This window comes from Actinoplanes lobatus, from assembly GCF_014205215.1.
Classification (GTDB): Bacteria; Actinomycetota; Actinomycetes; order Mycobacteriales; family Micromonosporaceae; genus Actinoplanes; species Actinoplanes lobatus.
This window is the reverse complement of the sequence record NZ_JACHNC010000001.1, coordinates 3,262,500-3,289,065: the sequence shown is the minus strand read 5'-3', so window position 1 is coordinate 3,289,065 and position 26,566 is coordinate 3,262,500. Positions and strand designations below refer to the sequence as shown.

The window sequence follows — 26,566 nt, the reverse complement described above, 5'->3', positions numbered from 1 at the left end:
GGCCGGTTAAACGTGACGGAATCTTGTCGTACCCGGTCGCTAGGTTCTTCACTGCGGACCGGCGCCACGGGGGCGCCGGTCCGTCCAAAGTCGCCTAGGCCGCGCCGCGCAGCAGCGTCTCGCCCGCCCGGCGCACCTGTTCCCGCAGCTCCTCCGGGGATTCCACGGTGAAGGGCGCGTTCAGCACCCCGAGCACCATGACCGGCCAGCCCAGGTCATCGATGTTCATCCGCAGCCGGCAGCCGCCCTCCGGCAACTCCTCCACCTCGCCCCAGTTGCCGACGAAGCCGCGGATCGTGGCCACGTCGGTCCGCACCACGACCGACACCGCGTACCGGTTCGGGATGGTCCGCATCCGGGAGCGCAGCCACCGCACCGGGTCGCCGCCGGGCAGCTCGCGGGGGCGGAACCGGGCGCCGGTCGGCTGCGGGCCGGTCAGCCGGTCCAGGCGGAAACTGCGCCAGTCGCCACGGTCCAGGTCCCAGGCGATCAGATACCACCGTCGGCCCAGCGAGACGAGGCGGTGCGGCTCGACATGGCGGCGGGCGGACTCGCCCTGCCGCGGGGTGTAGTCGAACCGCAGCCGCTCCTCACCCCGGCAGGCCATCGCGCACGTGGTCAGGGTGAAGGCGTCGAGGACCGGGCCGCCACCGAACACGCCCGGCGTGGTGACCGCCTGGAGGGCGTCGATCCGGCGCCTCAGCCGGGGCGGGAGCAGCTGGATCACCTTGGCGAGTGCCCGTACCGAGGTCTCCTCGAAACCGGCCACCGAGCCGGCGGCGGCGCTGCGCAGCCCGACCGCGATGGCGACCGCCTCCTCGTCGTCGAGCAGCAGGGGCGGCATGGCCGCACCGGCCTGCAACTGGTAGCCGCCGGCCACCCCGCGCGAGGCGTCCACCGGATAGCCGAGCTCGCGCAGCCGGTCGACGTCCCGGCGCAGCGTGCGGGCGCTGACCTCGAGCCGCTCGGCGAGCTCCGAGCCGGGCCAGTAGCGATGTGTCTGCAGCAGCGACAGGAGCCGCAGCATCCGTGCACTCGTATTCGCCATGGCACCAGACTCCATCGAATTGCGGTCAGAAAATGGCCGCAACGAACTCTACCGTCGAGGCATGATCGAGACGCGAGAGCTGACGAAGCACTTCAAGGACGTCCGCGCGGTCGACGGCATCAATCTGACGGTGGCGCGGGGCGAACTGGTCGCGATGCTCGGGCCGAACGGGGCCGGCAAGTCGACCACCCTGCGGATGCTGACCACCCTCATCCCCCCGACCAGCGGCAGCGCCGAGGTCGCCGGCTTCGACGTGGTCCGCCGTCAGCGTGAGGTGCGGCTCCGGATCGGGTACATCGGCCAGGGCAACGGCGCCGGGCACAGCCAGCGCGGCCGGGACGAGCTGATCAGCCAGGGCCGGGCGTACGGCATGGGAGTCCGCGCCGCCCGGACCCGCGCCGACGAGCTGATCGAGTCGCTCGGCCTCGCCGAGGTGGCGAACCGGACCGTCTCCACCCTCTCCGGCGGCCAGCGGCGCCGGCTGGACATCGCGATGGGCCTGATCCACGCGCCCGAGCTGCTCTTCCTCGACGAACCGTCGACCGGGCTGGACCCGCAGAACCGGGCCAACCTCCAGGAGCACATCCTGCGGCTGCGCGCCGAGCACGGGACCACCATCGTGCTCACCACGCACTACCTCGACGAGGCCGACTCGATGGCGGAGCGGGTGATCGTGATCGACCACGGCCGGATCATCGCCGACGACACGCCCCGGCAGCTCAAGGCGAAGCACGTCGGCGACCGGGTGATCCTGGGCTTCGCCGGTCCCGACGGGGCGGCCGAGGCGGCGCGCGCCTCCGGTGGCGAACAGCACGGTGCCCAGGTGCGGATCACCACCGACGACGGGCCCCGGCTCGCCGCCCGCCTGGCCGCCCTCGGGCCGGACTCGATCGAGGTCGTCCGCCCGACCCTGGACGACGTCTTCCTCACCCTGACCGGCCGCAGCCTGCGCGAGGACGCCAGCACGCCGGAATCCGAACTCGTGGAGGCCTGACCATGACATCGCTCGTCACCGACACCCGGGTGGTCTTCAGCCGGGAGCTGCGACCGGTCCTCCGCGACCCGTTCACCGTGATCTTCTCGATGATCCAGCCGCTGTTCTTCCTGGGCCTGTTCGCGCCGCTGCTGCCCGACTCACCGGACGGCGGCTCGCCGTTGCAGTGGTTCGTACCCGGGATCATCGTGATGTCCTGCCTCTTCGGCTCCTCGATGACCGGCTCCAACCTGCTCTACGAGATGCAGACCGGCTCGCACGAGCGGATGCTGGTCACCCCGCTGCGGCGGCCCGCGCTGCTGATCGGGCGGGCGCTCAAGGAGATCGTGCCGATGATCGCGCAGGCCGCCCTCATCGTGGCCGTCTGCATCCCGTTCGGCTTCGAGCTGCACCTCGGCGGGGCACTGCTCGGAGTGGTCATCCTGGCCGGGTTCTGCATCGGGCTGGGCGCGCTGTCGTACACGCTGGCGCTGGCCTCCAAGAACAAGGAGTGGATGTTCTGGACGGTCCAGCAGACCCTGCTGTTCCCGCTGCTCCTGCTGGCCGGCGTGCTGCTCCCGATCGAGAACGGGCCGGGCTGGTTGCAGGCCCTTTCCCGGATCAATCCCATGACGTACGTGGTGGACGCCGAACGGGCTCTGTTCAACGGCGAGGTGCTGGCCCGCAGCACGCTCGAGGGGCTGGTCGCGGCCGTACTGGTCGGGTTGCTCGGCCTGGCCGCCGGGGTCCGTGCCATGCAGCGCTCCGACTGAGCCGCGCTTCCCCCGGCCCGCTACCTTTTGCCTCGCAGCCGAATGCGTGCGGGAAGGTGGCGGGCCGATGCTCGGGCGGAGTGAGGACTCAGCCGAACGACGGCGCCTGGTGCGCCCGCCCCGCCTCGGTGACCTGCCGCACGCGATCGGCCGCCTCCTGGGCAGCATCGCCCGGCCGGTTCCGGTGGCCGGCCCGGTTCCCCGCGGCGGCAACCCGGACGCGGTGGTGGACTGCGCGATCTACGCGAACGGTCTACGGCGCGGTGGTTCGGCGCCGGTCTCCTATCCGGAGGCGGCCCGGCAGGCCCGCCGCCGCCGCGGCGCCTTCCTCTGGCTCGGCCTGCACGAACCGGACCTGGCCACGATGCGACCGGTGGCCGAGGTGTTCGGGCTGCACGAGCTGCTGGTCGAGCAGGCCGTCGCGGGCGGGCACCGGCCCGGCGTGCAGACCCTGGGCGAGGTGACCCGGCTGGTGCTGCGCACCGCGCGGTACGTCGAGCACGACCGCCTCACCGCCACGTCCGAGGTGGTGGAGACCGGGGACGTCACCGTCCTGATCGGCCCGTGGTTCGCGATCACGGTGCGGCACGGCCCGGTCGGCCCGCTCTGGGCGGTGCGCAAGGAACTGGAGGCGCGCCCCGAGGTGCTGCGGCAGGGCCCGTGGTCGGTGGCGTACGCGGTGGGCAGCCGGATGGTGGACAGCTACCTGGACGTGGCCGAGCACGTCGAACGGGATCTGGAGCGCATCGAGGAGGAGACCTTCGCGTCCGTGCGCACCGACGAGTTCGCCCACATCTACCAGCTGAAGCGGGAGATGGTGGAGTTCAAGCGGGCGGTGCTGCCGCTGGCCGAGCCGCTGACCCGGCTGCTCGAGTCGCGCGTTCTGCCGACCGGGCTGCGGCCGTACCTGGAGGACGTGCGGGGGCGGCTGGCGCGGGCCGCGGACCGGGTCGGCGGCTTCGACGACCTGGTGAACTCGATCCTCCAGGCGCGGCTGGCCCAGGTGTCGGTCGACCAGAACCACGACATGCGCAAGATCGCCGCGTGGGCCGCGATCGCCGCGGTGCCGACCGTGATCGCCGGCGTCTTCGGGATGAACTTCGACGTCATGCCGGGCACCGGGGCGAAGTGGGGCTTCTACGTCTCGATCGCGGCCATGCTGCTGATCGGCGGGGGCGTCTACCACCGCCTCAAGAAGTCCGGTTGGCTGTGATCTGCGCAGTCACTCAGTGTTACAGAGATGAAAATCACAGTCTGCCGCGCGGTCCGATTCGCTACTGAATCACGCGATGAAGACCCCCAATATGGTGTGGTCATTCCACCTAAAGGGTCCTGTCAACCACCGATACGGCCGGTTACCACACCGGACGGTCGCCGAAGCTCGGGCGTCCTGCCCTAGCCCACAAATACGGCGAGTTACTAGTTTTCTGACTGCGTCGATCTTTGGGGGGATATCAGAGTGACGGCAACCGACGCCGCACCGCAGCACACCGGGCCGGAGTCGACGGGTAGGGGCGGCATCTTCGCGGCTCTCAAGGGTCACGTCGACCTGTTCCTGAACGCCGGCTCGCTCATGGCGACCACGCTCATCACCTCGGTCTTCGGCTTCGCCTACTGGTGGGTGGCGGCTCACGTGGCCCCGCAGGCGGCGGTCGGCCAGGCCTCCGCGGCGGTCTCCGCGATGACGCTGATCGGCACCATCGGCATGTTCGGCATGGGCACCATGCTCATCTCCGAACTGCCCACCATCGCCCGCGGCAAGTGGGACCTGATCTCCACCTGCCTGCTCACCGCCGGCTCGGCGGCGACCGTCGGCGGCCTGCTCTACGTGCTGGTGGCCACGCTGTGGATCCCCAGCCTCCAGGAGGCGCTGGGCGGCACCTTCGGCTCCTTCCTGCTGGTCGTCGGCATCGCGCTGAACGCCATGACGCTGGTCCTCGACGAGGCCATGGTCGGCCTGTTGCAGGGCCCGCTCCAGCTGATGCGCAACGCCTGGTTCTCGCTGCTCAAGCTGGTGCTGCTCGGCGTGGTCGCGGTGATCCCCGGGCTGGCCCTGACCGGCACCCTGCTGCTGCTCACCTGGGTGGCCGGCATCGTGGCGTCGACGGCCATCCTGTTCCGGGTGCTGAACCGGCGCGGCATGATCGACTCGCTGCACCCGCGGCCGTCGCTGATGCGCGGGCGCGGCCGGGCGACCTTCGACCACAACCTGCTCAACCTGGCCACCTACCTGCCCCGGGCCGCGCTGCCGCTGATCGTCACGGCCACCCTGTCCGCCGAGGCGAACGCGGCCTTCTACACCGCGTTCATGGTGCTGTCCTTCATGGCCATGGTGCCGGGCAACGTCGCGCTCACCCTGTTCGCGGTGACCGCCGGCGACAAGAGCGCGCTGCGCGGCAAGGTCCGGGTGGGCCTGCTGATCTGCCTGGGCGCCGGGTTCCCGGCGTCGCTCGTGGTGCTGTTCCTGTCCGACACGATCATGGGGCTGTTCGGCGCGGAGTACGCGAGGACCGCCGGCGACGCTCTGGCCATCCTGGCCCTGACCTACGTCCCGTTCGTCTTCCACCACTTTTTCCTGGCCATCTCCCGCGTGCAGGGCAAGCTGCGCGGCGCGGGGATCTTCTCGGTCTTCGCCGGCGTGGCCGAGTTGCTGGCCGCCTGGTGGGCCGGCACCCACGGCGACCTGAACGACCTGGTCACCGCCGTGGCGATCGTGATGGCGATCGAGACGGTGCTGGTCGCCCCGACCGTGCTGAAGGTCGTCTTCGCACCGGTCGTCGACATGTCCGCGGTAGCAGAGGGAGTTGACGTCATGTCCACCACCAGCCTGACCCTGCGCGAGCGCGCATGGCTGCCGCTGGAGTACATCCGCACCGTCGGCCCGCTCACCGGGGTCAACGCCGAGCGGGTGCGCGACGCGCTGATCGGCCTGCACACCGCCGATCCGACGCACCGGGCCGTCTCCCGGCTGGACCGTTCCGGCGCCAACTGGCAGCACATGGACGGCGCCTCGTTCGCCCGGTACGTCGAGGACGCGGTGACCGACCTCGGCCCCGGCCCGGTGGACTTCGACGCCATGACCCGTCAGCTCCAGTCCGAGCAGCGGGCCCACCACCCGGTACGGATCCTCGTCGGCGGCGGCTACTTCGCGCTGAAGGTGTCGCACGCGTACGGCGACGCCGGCCCGGTGAACACGCTGGTCCGGGAGATCGTCCTGGCCGCGAGCGAGCAGCGGGCGGCCCGGATCGCGCCGTCCCTGCGGCACAAGACGGCGCTGCCGAAGGCCTGGTGGAAGCAGTTCGGCCTGAAGCCGGGCCGCTGGAAGGAAGGCCTGAGCTTCGCCCGCCCGCCGCACGTCGAGGAGGGCCCCACCCGTCCGTGGCAGGCCGCCCTCACCGTGCGGACCGCGCGCTCGGCCCAGGTGCTCGGCCAGATGCGGGCCTGGCGTGACCAGCACGCTCCCGGCGTCACCACCTCGGCGATCACGTTCGCGGCGTTCACCGGGGCACTGATCGAGCTGGGCCTCAAGCCGGACCTGCGGGGCGGCACGTTCCTCGCCGACGCCCGCCGGTACGTGGACAAGGGCGTCAGCATCGACAGCAACTTCTGCATGGGCCCGTTCCTGACGCCGGCCAGCCTCACCGACCCGATGGCGATCCACACGACGCTGAAGGCGGAACTGGCCACCGGCCGGATCCTGACCATGATGCTGCTGCGCGAGGGCAAGATCATGCTGACCGGGGCGCCCGGCATGCCGGACCCGTACCCGGCCGAGGTGGCGGCCGAGCCGCAGCCGCGGCTGACGTTCAGCAACCAGGGCCGGCACGACATGCTCGGTGACCTGCCGTGGGCCGTCGACCCGGCGGGCCGGGTCAACCAGAGCGTCCCCACGCTCAACGGCCCCGAGGGCATCACCCTGACCACCAGCGAGATGAACGGCGTCCTGCACCTGGAGGCGACGTTCCACGGCACCACCTACGACCCGGCGGTCATCGACCGGGCCCTGTACCTGGTCTGCAGCGACCCGGCGGGGCTCATCATGGCGAACCGCTGACGAGCAGGCGCCCGGCCGGTGTGCCCCCCGGATCGGCCGGGCGCCCCCTTTTCGAACCACCCATTTCGTACGCCGTGAGCAAATGCGATGCCCGGCCGGATTCCGTCCGGCCGGGCATCGCGTTTCTGTTCGGTCAGTGGCGCGGGCCATTCCGCCCGCCCGGACCCGGCTGTTCGCCGTTCGGGGCCTGCCCTGGTCACCACCGGGGGTGTGATGACCAGGGCCGCCCCTACCCGGACCCCTTCGGGTCTTCGTCTGGGCCTCCGTTCCCCGGACCGCCGGGGCCGTCGTGGCCCAGCCCGTCCGGGTGACCGCGTCCGGGACCGCCCGGACCGTCGTGGCCACCCGGCCAGGTTGTTTCGCAGCACCGCCGGTGAGAGCACCGTGGTGCGCGCCTTTCCCGTACTCGTCGTACGAGACGCTTCACTGGCAAAACGGACAGTATGGGAATTCAAGGCGAATCGTGCGGTTTCACGTGCGTTTCGCCGCGAGAAACCGAAAACGGTACAAAATGTTTAGAAGCCGCTCGGCCGAAAAGATGATGTTGGCCTTCCGGGGCTGAATCGCTGCGTTGAGGGGTAACCCGACCGGCATGACGCAGAACAGCGAGACCGCGCCCCAAGACCTCGGTGCACCGGTCTCATACCTGGTGCTCACCGATGGGACGCCGGTCTACGACCGGGCCGGGGACCCGGTCGGCACGATCGAGCACGTGCTCGCCGACGAGCGTGAGGACGTCTTCCACGGTCTGCTGATCGCGACCCCGGTCGGCCCGCGTTTCGCCGGCGGCGACCAGGTGGACGGGCTCTTCGAGCACGGCGTGATCGTGACCGAGCCGGCCGTCCGTCTCGCCGAGCCGAGCGCCGACGCGGCCGCCGACCTGGCCGAGAGCCGCGCGACCGGGCTACGCCGGGCGTGGGACTGGCTGATCCAGCCGAAATGACTCCGGCCGGGCCCGCGCATGCGGACCCGGCCGGGATGGAGATCAGGTCTCAGCGCCCCCAGCGCAGGAGACACGCGCCCATCGACATGCCGCCGCCGAACCCGGCGAGGAGGACCACCTCGCCGTCGCGCAGCGACCCGTTGCGGGCGGCATCGTCGAGGGTGACCGGGAGCGAGGCGCTGCCCACGTTGCCGTACCACGGCAGGGTGAGGTGGGTGTGCGCGTTCTGGAAGCCGGCCGACTCGACCAGTTCCTGGAGCATCATGCCGTTGGCCTGGTGCGGGACGAAGTGGTCGACGTCCTCGGCCTTGAGCTCGTTGCGGCGCAGCAGCGCGTCGAGCGCGGGTGGCACGGCGGTGGCGACGAAGTCACGGACGCCCCGGCCGTTCATCCGGAAGTAGTGGTCGCCGTCGGCGACCGTCTGCGGCGAGGCCGGCAGGCGGCTGCCGCCGCCCTTGACGTAGATCAGATCGTTGGCGTCGCCGCGCGAGGCGAGATCGAGGTCGAGGATGCCGTGACCGTCGGTGACCCGGCCGACCACCGCGGCGCCGGCGCCGTCCCCGAAGAGCACGGCGGTCCGCCGGTCGCCGAAGTCGAGGATGCGCGAGTAGATGTCCGACGCGATGACCAGGACCAGCGCGTCGGGGTTGGTGGCGATCAGGCCGTTCGCCACACCGAGGGCGAAGACGAAGCCCGCGCAGACGGCGTTGACGTCCATGCACGCGGCGCGGGTGGCGCCGATCGCGTTCTGCACCAGATTGGACGTCGGCGGCTGTGGAGAGTCACCGGTCGAAGTGGACAGGACGATGTAGTCGATTTCGGCCGCCGCGACACCGGCCCGATCGAGGGCCGCCCGGGCCGCGTTCGCCGCGAGGTCGGAGGCCGCCTCACCGGGAGCGGCGAATCGGCGCGCCTCGATCATGGTCTTCCGGGACACCCACTCCGGATCCGCGTCCGGCACCAGGGCCAGCAGGTCCACATTGGTGACGACCCGTGTCGGTAGATAGGAGCCGGTTCCGAGAATCCCTACTGCCACACCCATCCCCCAGGTCTTGCCGTTCATTGCTTTTCACGTTTCACACCCGCCCTGCAAACCCTATCCATGCAGGGCGGGAACATGCGGATCGAACAGTTGACGGTTCGGCTGATAAATGCCGGACAGTCCGTCAGCGGGTCATCGGCCGCGAGTCGGGCTACTGGCGGCCACGGTCCCGGTAGGTCCACGAGGCGTCACCGAGGGTGCCGCGACCGGTGGAACGGTTCGGCGGCTGCTGCTGCCCGGCGGGCTGCCCGCCGAACTGGGCCGGGGCCGGGGCAGCCGGGGCCGCGGCGCGGTTCTCGATCCGCTGGCGCAGGTACTCGGCGGCCTCCCGGTCCTCCTCGGTGGGCGCGGAGACCAGGGCGTAGCCCATGCCGACGATGGCGAAGACGACCGCCGCGCCGACCGGGACGAGCAGGTTGGCCGCGGTGGCGCCCTCGACCGAGCCGAACGCCTCGCCCTCCGGCGTCACGGACATGGCGAGCATGCCGGTGAAGTGCATGCCGTTGACCGCGACACCCATCAGCAGGGCCGAACCGAAAATGGCGATCGGCTTGCTGACGATCAGGGTGAGCCAGAGCGCGACGGTCGCGGCGACCACGGCGATGGCGATCGAGGCGATCACCTCACGGCCGGAGTAGTGGATCTCGCCGCGCAGCCGCATGGCGGCCATGCCGGTGTAGTGCATCGCGCCGACGCCCAGGCCGGCGAGCACGCCACCGACCAGGATCCGGAGCCGCGGGGCCGTTTTGCCGAGCAGAGCGATCGCCAGGCCCACACCGACCGACGCGAGGGCGATGACCGCGCTCGCCACGGTGAGGCCAATGTCGTACCGGATCGGCGTGCCGTCCACGTCGAAGCCGAGCATCGCCACGAAGTGCATGCTCCAGATGCCGGTGGCGCCGATGGCCACCGCCGCCAGGGTCAGCCACCAGAACCGCTCGCCGCCGCTGCGCGCCGATCGCAGGCGCACCGCGCTGGTGAGCCCCAGTAGTGACCCGAGCACGGAGAGGATGTAACTGACCGTGGGGGTTAGGGCCCCGTACTCGAAGTGATGGATCTGCGCCATCTCGCGCCGTTCCTCTCGTTCGCGATTCCGCCGGGCTGAATCCTGCCCTCACCCCCGCCATGGGCGTGACTGATTGTGACGCAGGTTGCGTTACGAGAGAACGAGCAGCGCGTCTCGATTTGGATCTACTGAAGTATTGAGTGGCCTTGTTCAGGCTATATCGGCACAGATGCACCTGACGGTGATCACACAGACACAAAGAATCCTATATAACGTTACGTAACACTCATGAAATAAGACAGCATTGCCCGCACCGGCCGACGCTCTCGGCACGGGCGCCCGAGGTCTCGTTCATCACACACCGTGTCCGTCGGCCGGAGCGACATAGGGTGTGCTGATGCGGGAGCGTCTGACGAACTGGGCCGGCAACATCACCTTCGGGGCGCGGCGGCTGCATCGTCCGGATTCGGTGGCCGAGCTGCGCGCGGTGCTCGCCGGGGCCGGCCGGCTGCGGGTTCTCGGCAGCGGTCACTCGTTCAACCGGCTCGCCGACACCGACGGGGATCTCGTCTCGCTGGCCGGGCTCCCGCGCAGCGTCGAGATCGCGCCGGATCGACGGAGCGTGCGGATCGACGGCGGAATCCGGTACGGCGAACTGGCCGCCCGCCTCGCCGCCGAGGGCCTGGCCGTGCACAACATGGCGTCGCTGCCGCACATCTCGGTGGCCGGCGCGGTGGCCACCGCGACCCATGGCTCGGGCGTGCGCAACGGCAACCTGGCGACCGCCGTCTCCGGGCTGGAGATCCTCCGCGCCGACGGCTCGACGGCCGTCCTGGACCGCGACCACCCGGACCTCGCCGGCGCCGTGGTCGGCCTCGGCGCGCTCGGCGTGGTCACGGCGCTCACCCTCGACGTGGTCCCGGCCTTCGAGCTGCGGCAGTACGTCTACGAGAACCTGCCCGCCGCCGCCCTGGACGAGCACCTCGACGAGATCCTGTCGGCCGGATACAGCGTCAGCCTCTTCACCCGCTGGACCGGCACGGACATCGACCAGGTGTGGCTGAAACGGGACGCACCGCTGACCGGGGACCTGTTCGGCGCCCGTCCCGCGGACGGCCCCCGTCACCCGGTGCCCGGCATGCCGACCGAGAACTGCACCGGGCAGGGCGGCGTCCCCGGCCCGTGGCACGAACGGCTGCCGCACTTCCGGATGGAGTTCACCCCGAGCAGCGGCGAGGAACTCCAGTCCGAGTGGCACGTGCCGCGCACGGCCGGGCGGGCCGCGCTCGAGGCGGTGGCCGGCCTGCGGGAACGGATCGCGGCCGTCCTCCAGGTCTGCGAGATCCGGACGATCGCCGCCGACCACCTCTGGCTCAGCCCCAACCACGAACAGGACAGCCTGGCCCTGCACTTCACCTGGATCGCCGACACCGACGCGGTGCTCCCGGTCGTCGCCGACCTGGAGAAGGCCCTGGCGCCACACGGCGCCCGGCCGCACTGGGGCAAGATATTCACGACGGCCCCTTCCGACGTGCGCGGCGCCTACCCGCGATTCGGCGATTTCGCCGCGCTGGTGGACCGCTTCGATCCACAGGGGATGTTCCGCAACGCCTGGCTGGAGAGCCTGCTGGGGTAGGGAGTAGTCGTTCGTGGAGAAACGGGTCACCTGGGCTGAGCTCTTCTTCGACCTGGTCTTCGTCTTCGCGGTCACGCAGGCCTCGCACCTGCTGCACGACGATCACTCGTGGGCGGGGGTGGGCCGCGCGCTGATCGTCTTCGTGCCGGTCTACTGGGCCTGGGTCGGCACCTCGGTGCATGCGAACACTCATGACGTGGACAACCCGGTAGACCGGATCGGCATGTTCGGGGTCGGTCTGGCCAGCCTCTTCATGGCGCTGGCGCTGCCGCACGCGTACGACGACCACGGCATCCTGCTGGGCGCCGCCTACTGGGCGGCCCGGTTGATCCTGGCGGCGCTGGTGTTCCGTGGCTGGCGGGGCATCCCGGTCAACACGTTCAGCGTCTCGGCGGTCGTCACCGGCCCGCTGATGCTGGCCGGCGGTCTGGCCGACGGGTGGCTCCGGGTGACGCTCTGGGCCACGGCCGCGGTGATCGACCTGCTCACCCCGCGGCTGGTCCGGCGGCGGCTGGCCCTGGTGAAGTTCGACGCGCACCACCTGCCGGAGCGGTTCGGCCTGTTCCAGATCATCGCGCTCGGCGAGTCGGTGGTGGCGGTCGGCGGGGTGGCCGCGGGCGAGCCGCTGACCAGCCCCCGCCTGTTCGCCGTAGCGGCCGCGTTCGCGCTGGTCTGCGGCCTGTGGTGGGTCTACTTCTCGTACGCCGCGGACGGCATCCGGCACGCGCTGGCGACCACGGAGGTGCAGACCGACGTGGTCCGGGCCGTCCTGGCGTACGGTCATCTGCTCTTCATCGGCGGTGTCATCGCCGTGGCGGTGGGTCTGGCCGAGGTGGTCAGCCATCCCACCGACCATCTGCACCTGGACACCGCCGGCCTGCTGTTCGGCGGCGCCGCGCTCTACCTGGGCACCTTCGCCTACACCCGATGGCGGATGTTCCGGATCGTCGGCTGGGGCCGGGCCGCCGCGGCGCTGTCCGCGCTGCTCCTGCTGCCGCTGGCCGTGCTGCTGCCCGCGGTCGTGGCGCTGTCCGCCCTGGTCCTGGTGCTGGTGGTGCTCAATGTCACCGAGGCGGTGGCGGTCAGCAACCGCACGCGAGCCCAGCGGGCGCCGTGAGGTCGTCGACCGGGCGGCTGGTCCGGCCGGCCGGGCCGTCGGTGGGGAAGCCTTCCCGGACCCAGTACTCGTAGCCGCCGATCATCTCCTTGACCGGGTAGCCCAGCTTGGCGAATTCGAGCGCCGCCCGGGTCGCGCCGTTGCAGCCCGGGCCCCAGCAGTAGGTGACGACCGCGCTGCCGGGCGGGACGAGTTCGGCGGCGCGGGCCGCGATCTGGCGGGTCGGCAGGTGGACGGCGCCGGGGATGTGGCCCTGGTCCCAGGACTCGGTGCTGCGGGAGTCGATCACCACGAGGCCGGGGGTGCCGGCTTCCAGGTCATGGTGGACGTCGCTCACGTCGGTCTCGAAGCGGAGCCGGTTCTGGAAGTGCTCGATCGCGCTGGTCATGGCATTGATCGTGCCGCCCGCGCGGAAACCTGCACAGTGGCGTGGACGACGCCGACCGCTAAGATCCCGCCATGCGAACGGTGGCGGTCCTGGCGTACGACGGCATGTCGGTCTTCGAGCTGGGCATCGTGAGCGAGGTCTTCGGGCTGCCCCGGCCGGAGTTCGACCGGCCGTGGTACGAGCTGACCATCTGCGCCGAGAAACCCGGCCCGGTACGGGTGGTCGGCGGCGCGACCCTGCACACCGAGCACGGGCTGGACGTGTTCGCCGCCGCCGGGACGGTGATCGTGCCGGGGGTCAACTCCGGTGTCTCGCCGGAGCTGATCGCCGCGCTGCGGGCCGCCCACGCCCGGGGCGCGCGGATCATGTCCATCTGCTCGGGTGCGTTCGCACTGGCCGCGGCGGGTCTGCTGGACGGCCGCCGGGCCACCACCCACTGGCGGTACGCGGACGCCCTCCGGGAGCGCCATCCGGCCGTGGAGGTCGACGCCGACGTCCTCTACATCGACCACGGCGACGTGCTGACCAGCGCGGGCAGCGCCGCCGGCCTGGATCTCTGCCTGCACGTGATCCGCCTCGACCACGGCCCGTCGATCGCCAACGCGGTGGCCCGCCGGCTGGTCGTCCAGCCGCACCGGGACGGCGGCCAGGCCCAGTTCGTGGAGGCGCCGGTGGCGGCCGACCCGGAGGACACCCGGGTGGCCCGCAGCATGGACTGGGCTCTCGGCAACCTGACCGAGCCGATCACGGTGGCCACGCTGGCCCGGCACGCGCACATGTCCGAGCGCACCTACCTGCGGCATTTCGCCCGCGCGACCGGGACCACGCCGATCCGCTGGCTGATCGACCGGCGGGTGCACGCCAGCCTGCCGCTGCTGGAGACGACCCGGACCCCGATCGAGGCGATCGCCACGACGGTCGGGTTCGAGACCGCCGTGACCTACCGCCACCACTTCGGACAGGCGATGCGCACGTCGCCGTCGGCCTACCGGCGGGCCTTCAACGCGCCGGAGTGAAACGCACGCCGCCGGCCGGGATGGTGACCTCGCCGACCCGGGCCGGGGTGATCCCGTGGTTGAACAGGAACATCAGGTCGCCCCGGCGGACCGCCTCCACCTGATCGGGCAGGCCGGGCAGCACCGGCTCCACCCCGGCCTCCGCGGCGATCCGGGTCAGCAGGGCCCGCAACCCGTCGTCGCCGAAAGAGGTGGACACGTACCAGGCGGCGCCCTGCCCGTACCGGTGGCGGGTGATCGCGGGCGCCCCGGCCAGCGGACCGTCCGCGTAGCGGCTGATCGTCTCGGCGCCGGCCGTCTCGACCCGTTCGATCCAGCGGCTGACCGGTGTGCCGTCGTCCAGGGCGAACGTCCGGTCGGCGGGCTGCGGATGCCATTCGACCACGCGGACGCCGAGAACCTCACGGAACGCGCCCGGGTAGCCGCCCAGCCGGACCCGGGTGTCGGGTTCGGCGATCCCGCTCAGGTAGGTCACCACCAGGTGCCCGCCGGCCGCCACGTAGTCCCGGAAGGCGGCCGCCGCCTCGTCCGAGACCAGGTAGAGGTGCGGCGCCACGACGAGCCGGTAGCCGCCGAGGCCGGTCGACATTCCCGGGAAGACGAAATCGGTCTGGATCTTGGCGCGGAACAGCGCCCGGTGCGCCTGCCGGACCGCGCCCGGGTAGTCGATGTCGGCGGACGGCAGGGCCGGTGCCTGCAACGCCCACCAGGACGGCGCGTCCCAGGTCAGGGCCACCTGCGCGACCGGCGGAAGAGCTGAGGCGACGGGCGCCAATCCGCGAAGGGTGCGCCCGAGCCCGACCGCCTCCCGGAAGACCGGCGAGTCCGGGCCGGCGTGCGGGACCAGGGCGGAGTGGAACAGCTCCGCCCCGCCGCGCGGCTGCCGCCACTGGAAGTACATGGCCCCGCGCGATCCCCGGGCCACGTAGCCGAGACTGTGCCGGGTGAGCCGCCCCGGCTCCTTGGCGTGCATCCGGCCGCGCGTGTAGATCAGGTTCGGCGCGGTCTCCATGAGCAGCCAGGATCCTCCGCCCCAGCCGCGGGCCAGGTCCCCGGCGAAGGCGGTCTCCTCCTCGGCGCCCGGCCCGGCGTCGTCCGGGTAGTGGTCGACCGCCACCACGTCCACCTCGGCCGCCCAGCGCGCGTGGTCGACGCTCACCCAGCCGCCCTGCACGAAGTTGGTGGTGACCGGCACGTCCGGGTTGGCGGCGCGCAGCAGGTCGCGCTGTTCCACGTACGCCCCGAGCAGCTCGTCGGAGAGGAACCGGCGGAAGTCGAGCACCTGTGCGGGGTTCGGCAGGTACTGGGTGGCGCGCGGCGGCGTGATCTGCGCCCAGTCCGAGTAGCGCTGGCTCCAGAACGCCGTGGTCCACGACTCGTTCAGCGCGTCCAGGTCGCCGTGCCTCTTCTCCAGCCAGGTCCGGAACGCGGCGGCCGTGGTGTCGCAGCGGCAGTCGGTGCCGTACTCGTTGTGCACGTGCCACATGGCCAGCGCCGGATGGTGGGCGTACCGCTCGGCCAGGCGTTCCGCGATGTTCCGCGCCGCGGCCCGGTAGGCGGGCGCCGACACGCAGTAGGTGTCCCGGCTGCCGTGGGTGAGCCGGATCCCGTCGGCGCCGGCCGGCATGGCCTCCGGGTGGGCGAGGGTGAACCAGGGCGGCGGCGAGGCCGTCGGGGTGGCCAGCGCGACCCGGACGCCGCCGTCGTGCAGCCGGTCCAGCACCCGGTCCAGCCAGCCGAATTCGTAGCGCCCCGGCTCCGGCTCCAGGTTGGACCAGGAGAACACGCCGACCGTGGCGATGTTCACCCCGGCCTGCCGCATCAGCGCGACGTCCTCCGCCCAGACCTCCTCCGGCCACTGCTCCGGGTTGTAGTCGCCGCCGAAGAAGAGCATCGCACCACCCTTGACATTAGTTTGACCTCTAAACAAAGTATTCACTCGTGGAGAGCCAAGTCAATCCGTCCTTCCGTGACAGCACGTGCACCGAGGACTGGGAACACGCCCTGATCAGCGGCAACGGGCGGCAGGGCGCCCTCTGCTACGGCTCCCCCGCCGGGCTGCGCTTCACCCTCGCCCACGAAGACCTCTTCCAGCCGGTCACCGAGCCGCTCCCGGCGCCGGCCACCGCCGCGGCCCTGCCACGGCTGCGCGAGCTGCTCGCCACCGGGCGCTTCGGCGACGCGGCGCGAGCGGTCTGCGACCTCGCCGTTCAGGAGCATCCGGGGTACGCCGAGACGCGCTGGATCGATCCACTCATCGGCGCCGGCACGATCACCTTCATCCCGGACCGGCCCGGCGACGGCTATTCCCGGGGCACCGACTTCACCACCGGCGTGGTGCGGCAGGAGTGGTCCGGGGTGGTGGCCGACGCGGTCGTCTCCCGGTCGGCGGACGTGCTGGCGGTCCGGATCACCGGCACCGGCGGCACGGTCCGGATCGCCCCGGTCGACGGCGTGCCGGAGAGCCCGGTCGCGTTCACCGTCGACCACTGCGGCGAGGACCTGGTCCTCACCGGACGGTTCGGCGGCGACCTCTGGCCGGGCGCACCGGACGGCTGGACCGTGGCGGTGCGCGTACGGCGTACCCCCGAATCGGTCCTGATCGTGGCCCGGGTGGCACCCGGCCTGCGCACGCCCGCCGAAGCCCTCGCCGCGCTGCCCGGCGGCGGTTTCGAGGACCTGCTGAAGGAGCACGCCGAGATCCACCGCGACCTGTTCGAGCGGGTCTCCCTGGACCTTGGCGGAATCCGGGCGCAACACCTCTTCGACGCCGGCCGGTACGCGATCATCAGCAGCACCGGCGCCCGCCCGCCCACGCTCCAGGGCGTCTGGAGCGGCACCTGGTCGCCGCCGTGGCGCAGCGGCTGGACCATCGACGGCAACCTCCAGGCCGCCCTGCTGGCAGTCCACCCGACCGGCGTCCCCGAGTTGATGCCGCCGCTGTTCGACCTGCTCGACAGCCTGCGCGAGGACTTCCGGGAGAACGCGCGCCGGCTCTACGGGCTGCCCGGCCTGTACGCCCCCGCCCACCTCGGCACGCACGGCCGGCAGAACCACTTCGGCCCGATCTGGTGCCTCACCTTCTGGACCGCCGGCGCCGCCTGGCTGGCCCGCCTCTACCTGGAACACTGGCAGCACACCGGCGACCGCGCGTTCCTGGCCGACCGGGCGCTGCCGTTCCTGCGCGAGGTCGCCGAATTCCAGCTGGGGTTCGCCGAGATCGTCGACGGGCGGGCCCGGTTCAGCCCGTCCTACTCGCCGGAGAACGACCCGGGACGTGGGCGGGCTCAGGCGTCGGTGGACGCCACCATGGACGTTCAGGCGGTGTCCGGGCTGCTCCGGGGCCTGCTGGCGATCACCGAGACGCTGGGGGTCAGTGATCCGGACGAGGGGCGCTGGCGGGGGCTGCTCGCCGCGCTGCCGTCGTACCGCATCAACGACGCCGGCGAGCTGGCCGAGTGGATCGACCCGCGCTTCCCGGACAACCACGAGCACCGGCATTCCAGCCACCTGCTCCCGTTCCTCTACGGCGGCGATCCGGCGGTCGACGAGGATCCGGCGCTGCGCGCCGCCGCGGTGCGGGCCGTGCGATCCCGCTTGCGGTGGTGGCTGAGCGAGGCCTCCGACGAGATGGGGTACGGGCTCGCGCTGCTCGGCGTCGCGGCGGCACATCTGGGGCTGGGCGAGGAGGCGTACGCGGCCCTGGAACGGATCTCCGAGGCGTACTGGCGGCCCAACCGGGTGCCCACCCACAACCGGGACCACATGTTCAACGTCGACCTGGCGGGCGGCCTCCCGGCCCTGGTGGTGGCGATGCTCCTGCGCAGCCGCGACGTCGCCCCGGACGGCATGGCCCACATCGACCTGCTCCCCGCCCTGCCCTCCGCCTGGCCCACCGGCAGCATCCGCGGCCTGGTGGCCCGAGGCCCGGTGACGGTCGACCTGACCTGGTCGCCGGGGTCCTTCGAGGCCGTCCTGACCTCCCCCACCGACCGTGTCGTACAGGTCTCCCACCCGGGCGGCCGGCAGCTCCTCCGCCTGTCCGCCAACAGCCCGCACACAGTTTCGTTTCCGCAGTTCACAACACCTTCGGTGCACCTTTGAGGACCTGCCGCCGGCCACCCTGATCAGTGCACCCGCCTTGCTCGCCAGGCGCCCGTTTCACCCGTTTAGCCCGCCTTGCATGCCGACGCTGTGCGATCTTGAACGATTTGCCACCCGAGCCGGTGGCAAATCGATCAAGATCGCTCCGGTTGGCGCGGCGGCAGGTGAGGGACACGGCACCCGGCCGGCCTGCCCGGCCACCGATCTCAGCCCGGCGGCCGGGCAGAGGCCGGAGCAGGCAGCAGGATCCGCCGGCAGGGCGGGGCGGCCCAAATGGGATGAACGGCGTCACGCGTACCGGAAAAGATGGTTGAAGCGAAACCACCGATAACGACCGCTGCCGTCCCGGAAGGCCGGGGCGGCAGCGGGTCGGGTCAGCCCTTGACGGCGCCGATGATCACGCCCTTGGTGAAGTGGCGCTGGATGAACGGGTAGACGATCAGGGCCGGAACGATCGTCACCACCACGACGGCCATCTTGATCGCCAGGCTGGGTGGCGTCGACGAGCCGAGGCCCGGGATGGCGACCGCCATTCCCGAGGTGGTCGGGGACTGCCCGGCCAGGATGAACTGCTGGAGCACCCGCTGGACCGGCTGGAGGTCGTTGCGGTCGATGTAGAGGATCGCGTTGAAGAACGCGTTCCAGTAGCCGACCGCGTAGAACAGGCCGACCACCGCGGTGACCGCCCTGGAGAGCGGAAGCACGATTCGCCACAGGATGCGCAGTTCGCCGGCGCCGTCGATGCGGGCGCTGTCGTACAGTTCGCCGGGGATGTTCATGAAGAACGCCCGCAGCACCACCAGGTTGAACGCGCTGATCGCGGTTGGCAGGATGAGGGCGAGCAGGTTGTCCTTGAGGCCGAGGCCGGTGACCACGAGATAGCTCGGGATCATGCCGGGGTAGATCAGGAACGTCAGCAGGAAGTAGAACAGGATCGACCGATGGCCGAGGGTCCCGGGCCGGGACAGGCCGTAGGCGGCGAGCACCGTGACGATCAGACTGATGGCCGTGCCGAGGATCGTCACGAACGTGCTGACCAGGATCGCGTCGGTGACCTGCCCGCCCGAGAAGATCACCACGTACGCCGACGGGTTGAGCTCGCGCGGAACGAAGACGTAGCCACCCGCCTCGTTGATCGTCTTCTCGGACGAGAGGCTGGTGACCACGACCGTCCAGAGTGGCACCAGCACGACGGCCAGCACCACGGTGATGATCGTGCCCTTGCCGAACTGGCCGATCAGCGTGGGTTTCTCCTCCCACGCCGGGCGGTTCGAGTTGCGGCGGGGCCGGATCGCGGTGTCTGCGCTCATGATTTCGAGTAGATCCCTTGCTCGCCGAACCGGTGTGCCAGCTTGTTGGCGCCCACGATCAGGAGGATCCCGATCACCGCCTTGAACAGCCCGGCGGCCGCGCCGACGCCCCACTGCTGGATCGCGATGCCCTGGTAGTAGACGTAGGTGTCGACGACCTCGGCGGCGTCCCGCCCGACCATCTCCCGCTGGAGGATGAACTGCTCGAATCCCACGTTCAGCGCGTCACCGAGCCGCAGGATCAGCAGCAGGATGACGACCGACCGCAGGCCGGGCAGGGTGATGTGCCACATCCGCCGCCAGCGGTTGGCGCCGTCGGCCGCGGCCGCCTCGTACAGGGAGGTGTCGATGGCCGCGAGCGCCGCCAGGAAGACGATCATGCCCCAGCCGGCGTCCTTCCAGAGCGCCTGCGAGGTGATCAGGAGGATGAACGTGTCCGGGTTGGTCATCATGTCCGGCGGCGTGTAGCCGGCCTGGCGCAGCGTCTGCGCGAGCAGGCCGGCGCCGCCGATCATCATCTGGAACAGCGAGACCACCAGCACCCAGCTGAAGAAGTGCGGCAGGTAGACGACGCTCTGCACCAGCGACCGGATGCGCGGCGACATGATGCTGTTCAGCAGGATGGCCAGGAAGATCGGGACCGGGAAGTAGAACACCAGCTGGAACGCGGTGATCGACAGAGTGTTGACCACCGAGTCCCAGAACGCCGAGGTCTGGAACAGGTACTCGAAGTTCCCGAACCCGATCCACTCGCTGTAGAGGAACGCCTCGAGCGGGTCGTCCCCGGCGAACGGGTTGTAGTCCTGGAAGGCGATGACGTTGCCGAGCGCCGGGATGTAGTGGAAGACCAGCAGCAACAGCATCGCCGGCAGGCACATGAGCAGCAGCGGCCAGTCCCGCCGCAGCCGCTGCCCGAAGGACAGCCGCTGCGGCGGGATCGCCTTGTTCTTCTTCGCCTTCACCGCAGCCTGCGGCTCAGCGATGGGTGGAGCGCTCATCGCCCGTTGTCAGCCAGAACCTTGGCGTAGAAGTCGCGAGCCTTGTCGCCGCCGGCCGCCTTCCAGTCCGAGAGGATCTTGTCGAACTCGCTGATCGGAGTACGGCCGCGCTGAATGTCGGTGATCTTGTCCTCGGTGGGTTGCGCGAGGGCCGCCTGCTCGCTCGGCGTCTCCACCTTGATGCCTTCCCACGGGTTCTTCTCCAGGTACTGCGTGGCGTCGTTGCCCCAGGCCACGAAGTCGCCGGCGTAGGTGGGAATGTCCGGGCCACCGACCACGACCGGCGGGCGGCCGCCGAGGAAGACGTACTGGTTCGCGAACTCCTTGACGTACAGGTCGTTGGTGACCGGCGTGCCGCTGGCGTCCCGCGTGAAGTGGGTGCCCTCGACACCGTAGTTCTGCAGCTCCCACTCCTTGGTGCCGAACGGCGCCGCGGTGTAGTTGAGCACGCGCAGCAACTCCTGCACCCGCTCCTGACCGAGGTCCTTCTTGATGAACGTCCAGATGATCGCCGAGCGGGCCTTCAGGCGCACCGGGGCCTGGCCCTTGTCGGCACCGAAGACCTTGACGGCCTGCATGTTGAACTTGGGGTTGGTCTGCACGGCCGGGCGCCAGGTCTCCTTCCAGGAGCCGCCGCCGGTGGCGTACATGAAGATCTTGCCGCCCTTGAACAGGGTGGTGACGTCACCGCCCTTGCTGCTGGCCAGGTCGGGGTGGATCAGCTTCTCGGCGTAGACCTTGGTCATGAACTCGAGAGCCCGCTTGTACTCCGGGAGCTCCATCTTGTTCACGACCTTGCCGTCGGCCTGCTTGATCCAGCCGTTCTCCGAGCCGCCGACGCCGCAGATCTGCTGCACCTCCCACCAGATGTCGCCGAAGGCCCACTCGCCCTTGGCCTCGTTGGTGAGCTTCTTGCCGAAGTCCCACAACTCGTCGAGCGTGGTCGGGGCCGCGATGCCGCGCTCGTCGGCGACGTCCTTGCGGTAGAACAGCACCGTGGGGTAGGGCGCGTCGACCGGGAACGGAACGGCCATCAGCTTGCCGCCCCACACCGACTCCTGCCAGGCCACCGAGTCGAGACCGGCGAGCAGCGGGTACGCGTTGACCTTGTCCCCGGCCAGGTACGGCGTCAGGTCCTCGAAGAGCGCGTGCACGCCCTCGGAGAACCGGGCCAGCTTGTTGGTCTCCCAGCCCGGGATGCAGGTCAGCTCGGGCACGTCCCGCGCGCCGAGCATGGCGCTCAGCTTGTCGCCGTAGGTGTTGCCGTCCTGGATGCTGAAGTTGATCACCGCACCCATGTCGGCGTTGACCGCCTCGACCAGCTTGTTCGCGGTCGGCGGTGCCGGGCCCCACCACGGGGTGGTGGCGGTGACCGGCTTACCGCTGCCGACCGCCTTGTCGGTGACCGCGTCGGCCAACGACGTCGGGTACTTCGCGTAACCGTCGGCCATCGGCCGGACGCCCTTGATGTCGGGCTGGACCAGGGTGGAGTCCTTGAACTTGGGGATGACCCCGGCAGCCTCCTCGGCGGTGGTCGCCGAACCGTCCACGCCCGGCTCTTTGCTGCAACCGGCCAGCACTCCGCCACTGGCGAGCGAGGCCGCGCCGAGGCCGACCAGCCCCAGGAAGTTCCGCCTGTTCGTCGACGCGCCCGGAAGCGTATTCGCCACGGCGCACCACCCTTCCGTTATGGGTTTAGTTTGGTTAGCGTCTAAACTAAGTACATCGAAGACAAGCTAACCGACACGGTGACGGCCCGACAAGAAGCAAATGGGAGCGCACCCATCCGGCGGGCACCTATCAGGGGAGACGACGAACCGCGGTGATGCGGCAAGATGACCAGGCGGACAGCAGGCGCCCGGCCGAGAGCGGAGCTTGATGTGAGGACCACCCGGGCCGATCCACAACCGGCCGACTTCACCGATGTGCGTGCCACCAACCTGGCCGTGGTGCTGCGGCACCTGCGCGCCCACGGCCCCAGCTCGCGCGCCGCGATCGCCGCCTCGACCGGGCTCAACAAGGCGACCGTGTCCAGCCTGACCGGCGACCTGATCCGGCAGCGGCTGCTGCGCGAGACCGGCCTGACCAGCAACCGGATCGGCCGCCCCGGGACGGCGCTGGCCCTCGACGGCTCGGCGTACGCGGCGATCGGCCTCCAGGTCTCCGCCGACCGGCTCACCGCGCTGGCCGTCGACTTCGCGGGCGACCAGCTGCTGCTGTGGCATCGGGCGTTCGACGGCGAGCCGGCCACCACCGGGGCGGGCCGTGCGGTCAGCGCGATCGCCGCCCTGGCCCAGCGGGCCGCGACCCGGGTGCGCCAGCAGGGCCGCCAGGTGCTCGGCCTGACCGTGGCGGTGCCCGGCCTGGTCGCCGACGGCGGCACGGTCCGCCTCTCCCCGCCGCTCGGCTGGTCCGACGTCGACCTGCGCGGCCTGCTCTCCGGCTCGCTGCGCCAGCCGGGACTGGACGTCGCGGTGGCCAACCACGCCGGCCTGGCCGCCGTCGCCGAGCTGCGCTACGGCGGGCATCAGGTCGAGCTCGATCTGACGTACGTCTCCGGCGCGGCCGGGGTCGAGGCCGGCATCGTGGTCGACGGCCGCCTGCTGCACGGCTCCCGTGGCTTCACCGGCCAGATCGGCCGCTTCGCGCTCGGCGCGGCCGGCTCGCCCACGCTCCAGGATCTGGCCGGCGTCGAGCCGCTGGTCCGGCGAGCCCTGCCCGGCTTCGACCCGGAGTCGCTGACCGACCTGGCGCCGGCCGTCGAGCAGGTGGCCGCGCTGGCCCGTTCCGGCGACCCGGGGGCGCTGGCCGCCCTGGGCGACACCGGCCGCCATCTGGGCCAGGGCCTGGCGCTGCTGGCGAACCTGGTGAATCCGGAGCTCATCGTGCTCGGCGACCACTACGCGGCACTGGCCGAGTGGCTGATCCCGGCGGCCGAGGCCGAGCTGACCCGCAACACCCTGGCGCCGGACGCGGGCGGGGTCCGGCTGACCGCGTCGAGCCTGGGCCTGCACGCCGCCGCCCTCGGCGGTGCGGTGTCCCACTTGGACCGGGTGGACACCGGCAGCCTGCCGCCCAAGCAGTGACCGGATCCGCCCGGGGCCGCACCCGGGCGGATCCCGCGCGTAACAATCGATGACCAAACATGCCCCGAGCGCCTTGACCGAGGCGTGACTGTGGTGCGAGCCTCAGGGAACTCCGTTCGAAACATTCGCGAAACCACTCGCGGAGGCTTCTTTCGCCGCGCAGTCGAAGCGCTTCGACGACCGGCTTGGCCCGAAGGAACACGTTGTGACCGAATCCCCCTCTCGCATCGTCTTTCGCGACCCGCAGCAGAAGCTCGCCACGCGGGTGTCCGACCTTCTGGAGCGGCTCGACCTGGCGGAGAAGATCGCCCTGCTGCACCAGCACCAGGCCGCCGTGCCCCGGCTCGGCGTCGCCTCCTTCCGCACCGGGACCGAGGCGCTGCACGGCGTCGCGTGGCTCGGCGTCGCCACCGTCTTCCCCCAGGCGGTCGGTCTCGCCAGCAGCTGGGACCCGGACCTGCTCCGCCGGGTCGGCGCCGCGGTCGGCACCGAGGTCCGCGCCATGCACCACCGCGACCCGGAGAACGTCGGCCTCAACGTCTGGGCGCCGGTGGTCAACCTGCTGCGCGACCCACGCTGGGGCCGCAACGAGGAGGGGTACGCCGAGGACCCCTGGCTCACCGGGGTGCTGAGCACGGCGTACTCGAACGGGCTGCGCGGCGACGACCCCCGCTGGCTGCGCACCGCCCCCACGCTGAAGCACTTCCTGGCCTACAACAACGAGACCGACCGGTGCCTGACCTCCAGCAACCTGCCGCCACGGGTGCTGCACGAGTACGAGCTGCCCGCCTACCGCCCGGCCCTGGCCGCTGGCGCCGCGGTCGCCGTGATGGCCTCCTATAACCTGATCAACGGACGGCCCACACATCTCAGCCCGCTCATCAACGAGGTGCTGCGCGGCTGGGCCGAGGACGACGTGATGGTGGTCGGCGACGCGTACGCGGTCCAGAACCTGGCCGGCGACCAGAACCTGTTCGAGGACCACCCGGCCGGGTTCGCGGCCGCGCTGCGCTCCGGCATCGACTGCGTCACCGAGCCCGGGCCGCTGTCCGAGGAGTCGTTCGCCACCGCCCTGGACCGCGGCCTGATCACCGAGTCCGACGTGGACGCCGCGGTCCGGCACATCCTTTCGGTACGCGTACGGCTCGGCGAGTTCAACCCGGAGGAGGACCCGTACCGGGAGACCGGCCCCGAGGTGATCGACTGCCCGGAGCACCGCGCACTGGCCCGGGAGGCGGCCCGCGCCTCGGTGGTGCTGCTCGGCAACGACGGCCTGCTCCCCCTCGACCCGGCGGCCACCCGGCGGATCGCGGTGCTCGGCCCGCTCGGCGACACCACCTTCGACGACTGGTACAGCGGCACCCCGCCGTACCGCCGGACACTGCGCGGCACCCTGACCGAGCGGGTCGGCGCGGACGCGGTCCTCTTCCACGAGGGCGCCGACCGGGTGGCGCTGCGCTGCCCGGCGGGCCTGCTGTCAGCGGACCCGGACGGCGGTCCACTGCGGATCAACGAGCACGAGGACGAGGACACCACCCTGTTCGACGTGCTCGACTGGGGTGAGGAGACGTTCTCGCTGCGGGCCGTCGTCAACGGCCGGTGCATCGGCGCCGACGGGCTCGGCCCCGAGCCCCACCTGCTGGTCAACGACCGGCCCGGCCCGAACGGCTGGGAGGTGCGGGAGACGTTCCGCTTCGAGCCGGCCGGCGACGGTGTGGTGCTGCTCCACGTGCAGAGCGGGCGGTACCTTTCGGCCGGTGGGGACGGGCTGGTGCGTACCGGCGCCGCCCGGGCCGCGGACGCCACCGTCTTCACCGTCGACCTGCTGATCGACGGGGTGGCGGCGGCCGCCACGGTGGCCGCGGGGGCCGACGTGGTGGTGCTGGCGCTCGGCAACCATCCGCTGGTCACCGGCCGGGAGACCGCCGACCGCCGGGACCTGGCGCTGCCCGGCACCCAGGACGATCTGCTGCGCGCCGTCCAGGCGGCCAACCCGCGGACCGTGCTGGTGTTGAGCAGCAGTTACCCGTACGCGATCGGTCATGCTCTTGATCTTTTGCCGGCGATCGTGTGGTCGGCGCACGGCGGCCAGGAACACGGCACGGCCCTCGCCGACGTGCTCTTCGGCAGCGACCCGTCGGGTGCGCCCGTCGACCCGGCCGGGCGGCTCACCCAGACCTGGTACACCGATGCCGGCAACCTGCCCGACCTGCTCGACTACGACATCATCGCCACCGACGCCACCTACCTCTACTACCGGGGCACGCCGCTGTTCCCGTTCGGGCACGGGCTGTCGTACACCTCGTTCCGCTACGAGGACCTGCGGGTCAGCGCGGCGTCGATCGGTTTGGACGGCGAGGTCACGATCACCGTCGACGTGATCAATACCGGACACCGGCCCGGCGTCGAGACGGTGCAGCTCTACACCCGTCAACAGCGTTCCCGGGTCAAGCAGCCGCTGCGGCGCCTGCGCGGCTACCGGCAGGTCCGGCTCGAACCCGGCGAACGGTCCACCGTGGAATTCCTGCTGCCCGCCGCCGAGCTGGCGTTCTGGGACGTGACCCGCTCCCGCTGGGTGATCGAGGAGGCCACCCACACCATCGCGGTGGGCCGGTCCAGCACCGACTGGCGCCTGACCAGGACGCTGCGCGTCGACGGCGAGCGCATCCCGGCCCGCTCACCCTGGTCGCCACTCCATCTGATCGACAACGATGGGTACGCGGAAACGACTCCCGTAGCCGTCCCGGACCACCCCGGCGAGGCCCTGCGCGGCGCCCGTCCCGGCGCGTGGGCGGTCTTCGACCAGGTCGACTTCGGCCTCACCGGCCCGTCCCGGGTCCGCGCCGCCCTTCCCACCCCTGGCGAGATCGTCCTCCGCCTCGACGACCCGCTCTCCGGCCCGATCCTGGCCACCCTCAACACGACAGCCTCGACCCCGGTCCCCCCGGTAACCGGCACCCACGACCTGTTCGTCCTCTACTCAACCCCCGACACCACAGTCACCACGATCGCCTTCACTCGCTGACCCCGCCTTCCAGCCGGACGGTGGCACACTCGACGCCCGCCTTCCTC

Annotated in this window: 19 protein-coding genes; 11 read left to right on the top strand and 8 right to left on the bottom strand. The window is 71.0% G+C overall.

The annotated features are described in order from the left end of the window. Positions 1-94: 94 nt before the first annotated feature. Entirely contained in the window at positions 95-1,048 is a 954-nt protein-coding gene (locus BJ964_RS15280; RefSeq protein WP_188121287.1) for a helix-turn-helix transcriptional regulator, read from the bottom strand. Positions 1,049-1,109: 61 nt separating this feature from the next. On the opposite strand from BJ964_RS15280, the gene BJ964_RS15275 reads away from it, so the two are divergent. The 5 genes from BJ964_RS15275 to BJ964_RS15255 all read left to right on the top strand — a co-directional run bounded on the left by BJ964_RS15275 (position 1,110) and on the right by BJ964_RS15255 (position 7,791). Beyond that, a complete protein-coding gene (locus BJ964_RS15275) occupies positions 1,110-2,042 on the top strand; it encodes an ABC transporter ATP-binding protein (RefSeq protein ID WP_188121286.1) in 933 nt (310 codons plus the stop codon). Positions 2,043-2,044: 2 nt separating this feature from the next. Further along, a complete protein-coding gene (locus tag BJ964_RS15270) occupies positions 2,045-2,794 on the top strand; it encodes an ABC transporter permease (protein WP_188121285.1) in 750 nt (249 codons plus the stop codon). A 67-nt stretch (positions 2,795-2,861) separates the two neighbouring features. Further along, positions 2,862-4,007, top strand: a complete 1,146-nt coding sequence (locus tag BJ964_RS15265; protein ID WP_188121284.1) for a magnesium and cobalt transport protein CorA — start codon at positions 2,862-2,864, stop codon at positions 4,005-4,007. Positions 4,008-4,253: 246 nt separating this feature from the next. Next, a complete protein-coding gene (locus BJ964_RS15260; RefSeq protein WP_188121283.1) occupies positions 4,254-6,848 on the top strand; it encodes a lipopolysaccharide biosynthesis protein in 2,595 nt (864 codons plus the stop codon). 592 nt (positions 6,849-7,440) lie between these two features. After that, positions 7,441-7,791: a PRC-barrel domain-containing protein gene (locus BJ964_RS15255; RefSeq protein ID WP_188121282.1), complete on the top strand. Its 351-nt coding sequence runs from the start codon at positions 7,441-7,443 to the stop codon at positions 7,789-7,791. 49 nt (positions 7,792-7,840) lie between these two features. Here BJ964_RS15255 and BJ964_RS15250 read toward each other — a convergent pair whose 3' ends face one another. Together BJ964_RS15250 and BJ964_RS15245 are read right to left on the bottom strand one after the other, a co-directional pair. Continuing rightward, positions 7,841-8,854, bottom strand: coding sequence for a 3-oxoacyl-ACP synthase III family protein (locus BJ964_RS15250; RefSeq protein WP_229806840.1), 1,014 nt, complete (start codon positions 8,852-8,854; stop codon positions 7,841-7,843). Positions 8,855-8,984: 130 nt separating this feature from the next. Further along, positions 8,985-9,899: an MHYT domain-containing protein gene (locus BJ964_RS15245; protein ID WP_188121281.1), complete on the bottom strand. Its 915-nt coding sequence runs from the start codon at positions 9,897-9,899 to the stop codon at positions 8,985-8,987. Between the two features lie 337 nt (positions 9,900-10,236). Here BJ964_RS15245 and BJ964_RS15240 point away from each other — a divergent pair, with 337 nt between their 5' ends. Together BJ964_RS15240 and BJ964_RS15235 are read left to right on the top strand one after the other, a co-directional pair. After that, positions 10,237-11,475: a D-arabinono-1,4-lactone oxidase gene (locus tag BJ964_RS15240; protein ID WP_188121280.1), complete on the top strand. Its 1,239-nt coding sequence runs from the start codon at positions 10,237-10,239 to the stop codon at positions 11,473-11,475. 13 nt (positions 11,476-11,488) lie between these two features. Next, a complete protein-coding gene (locus tag BJ964_RS15235) occupies positions 11,489-12,592 on the top strand; it encodes a low temperature requirement protein A (RefSeq protein ID WP_188121279.1) in 1,104 nt (367 codons plus the stop codon). On the opposite strand, the gene BJ964_RS15230 is transcribed toward BJ964_RS15235, so the two are convergent. Further along, entirely contained in the window at positions 12,558-12,980 is a 423-nt protein-coding gene (locus BJ964_RS15230; RefSeq protein ID WP_188121278.1) for a rhodanese-like domain-containing protein, read from the bottom strand. The two genes, BJ964_RS15235 and BJ964_RS15230, sit on opposite strands and share 35 nt — an antisense overlap. Positions 12,981-13,051: 71 nt before the next feature. Between BJ964_RS15230 and ftrA the strand changes: the two genes are divergently transcribed. Further along, positions 13,052-13,996: a transcriptional regulator FtrA gene (ftrA, locus tag BJ964_RS15225; protein WP_188121277.1), complete on the top strand. Its 945-nt coding sequence runs from the start codon at positions 13,052-13,054 to the stop codon at positions 13,994-13,996. Here the strand turns inward: ftrA and BJ964_RS15220 are convergent. Then, complete coding sequence (locus tag BJ964_RS15220; protein WP_188121276.1) at positions 13,980-15,890, bottom strand: beta-galactosidase; 1,911 nt, start codon at positions 15,888-15,890, stop codon at positions 13,980-13,982. The genes ftrA and BJ964_RS15220 overlap by 17 nt on opposite strands. Positions 15,891-15,937: 47 nt before the next feature. Here BJ964_RS15220 and BJ964_RS15215 point away from each other — a divergent pair, with 47 nt between their 5' ends. Next, positions 15,938-18,100 (top strand): glycosyl hydrolase family 95 catalytic domain-containing protein, encoded by a 2,163-nt coding sequence (locus tag BJ964_RS15215; protein ID WP_188121275.1) that lies wholly within the window; start codon positions 15,938-15,940, stop codon positions 18,098-18,100. 374 nt (positions 18,101-18,474) lie between these two features. Here BJ964_RS15215 and BJ964_RS15210 read toward each other — a convergent pair whose 3' ends face one another. The 3 genes from BJ964_RS15210 to BJ964_RS15200 are packed head-to-tail and all read right to left on the bottom strand — an operon-like array spanning position 18,475 to position 22,078. Next, positions 18,475-19,410 carry a carbohydrate ABC transporter permease gene (locus tag BJ964_RS15210; protein WP_188121274.1) on the bottom strand — a complete coding sequence of 312 codons (936 nt, stop codon included), beginning with the start codon at positions 19,408-19,410 and terminating at the stop codon, positions 18,475-18,477. Continuing rightward, positions 19,407-20,408, bottom strand: a complete 1,002-nt coding sequence (locus BJ964_RS15205) for an ABC transporter permease (RefSeq protein WP_188121273.1) — start codon at positions 20,406-20,408, stop codon at positions 19,407-19,409. The genes BJ964_RS15210 and BJ964_RS15205 overlap by 4 nt, the downstream gene beginning before the upstream one ends. After that, positions 20,405-22,078: an extracellular solute-binding protein gene (locus tag BJ964_RS15200; protein WP_188121272.1), complete on the bottom strand. Its 1,674-nt coding sequence runs from the start codon at positions 22,076-22,078 to the stop codon at positions 20,405-20,407. Before BJ964_RS15200 ends, BJ964_RS15205 begins: the two co-directional genes overlap by 4 nt. Before the next feature lie 210 nt (positions 22,079-22,288). Here BJ964_RS15200 and BJ964_RS15195 point away from each other — a divergent pair, with 210 nt between their 5' ends. After that, positions 22,289-23,494 (top strand): ROK family transcriptional regulator, encoded by a 1,206-nt coding sequence (locus BJ964_RS15195; protein ID WP_229806839.1) that lies wholly within the window; start codon positions 22,289-22,291, stop codon positions 23,492-23,494. Positions 23,495-23,699: 205 nt separating this feature from the next. Further along, positions 23,700-26,519 carry a glycoside hydrolase family 3 protein gene (locus BJ964_RS15190; protein WP_229806838.1) on the top strand — a complete coding sequence of 940 codons (2,820 nt, stop codon included), beginning with the start codon at positions 23,700-23,702 and terminating at the stop codon, positions 26,517-26,519. Positions 26,520-26,566 lie beyond the last annotated feature (47 nt).

Excerpts from the sequence above, each read along its gene's own strand:
- BJ964_RS15205 (WP_188121273.1), bottom strand. The coding sequence starts at position 20,408 with ATGAGCGCTCCACCCATCGCTGAGCCGCAGGCTGCGGTGAAGGCGAAG.
- BJ964_RS15220 (WP_188121276.1), bottom strand. The coding sequence starts at position 15,890 with ATGCTCTTCTTCGGCGGCGACTACAACCCGGAGCAGTGGCCGGAGGAG.
- BJ964_RS15265 (WP_188121284.1), top strand. The coding sequence starts at position 2,862 with ATGCTCGGGCGGAGTGAGGACTCAGCCGAACGACGGCGCCTGGTGCGC.
- BJ964_RS15280 (WP_188121287.1), bottom strand. The coding sequence starts at position 1,048 with ATGGCGAATACGAGTGCACGGATGCTGCGGCTCCTGTCGCTGCTGCAG.
- BJ964_RS15270 (WP_188121285.1), top strand. The coding sequence starts at position 2,045 with ATGACATCGCTCGTCACCGACACCCGGGTGGTCTTCAGCCGGGAGCTG.
- BJ964_RS15245 (WP_188121281.1), bottom strand. The coding sequence starts at position 9,899 with ATGGCGCAGATCCATCACTTCGAGTACGGGGCCCTAACCCCCACGGTC.
- BJ964_RS15250 (WP_229806840.1), bottom strand. The coding sequence starts at position 8,854 with ATGAACGGCAAGACCTGGGGGATGGGTGTGGCAGTAGGGATTCTCGGA.
- BJ964_RS15275 (WP_188121286.1), top strand. The coding sequence starts at position 1,110 with ATGATCGAGACGCGAGAGCTGACGAAGCACTTCAAGGACGTCCGCGCG.
- BJ964_RS15240 (WP_188121280.1), top strand. The coding sequence starts at position 10,237 with ATGCGGGAGCGTCTGACGAACTGGGCCGGCAACATCACCTTCGGGGCG.
- BJ964_RS15210 (WP_188121274.1), bottom strand. The coding sequence starts at position 19,410 with ATGAGCGCAGACACCGCGATCCGGCCCCGCCGCAACTCGAACCGCCCG.
- BJ964_RS15230 (WP_188121278.1), bottom strand. The coding sequence starts at position 12,980 with ATGACCAGCGCGATCGAGCACTTCCAGAACCGGCTCCGCTTCGAGACC.
- BJ964_RS15255 (WP_188121282.1), top strand. The coding sequence starts at position 7,441 with ATGACGCAGAACAGCGAGACCGCGCCCCAAGACCTCGGTGCACCGGTC.
- ftrA (WP_188121277.1), top strand. The coding sequence starts at position 13,052 with ATGCGAACGGTGGCGGTCCTGGCGTACGACGGCATGTCGGTCTTCGAG.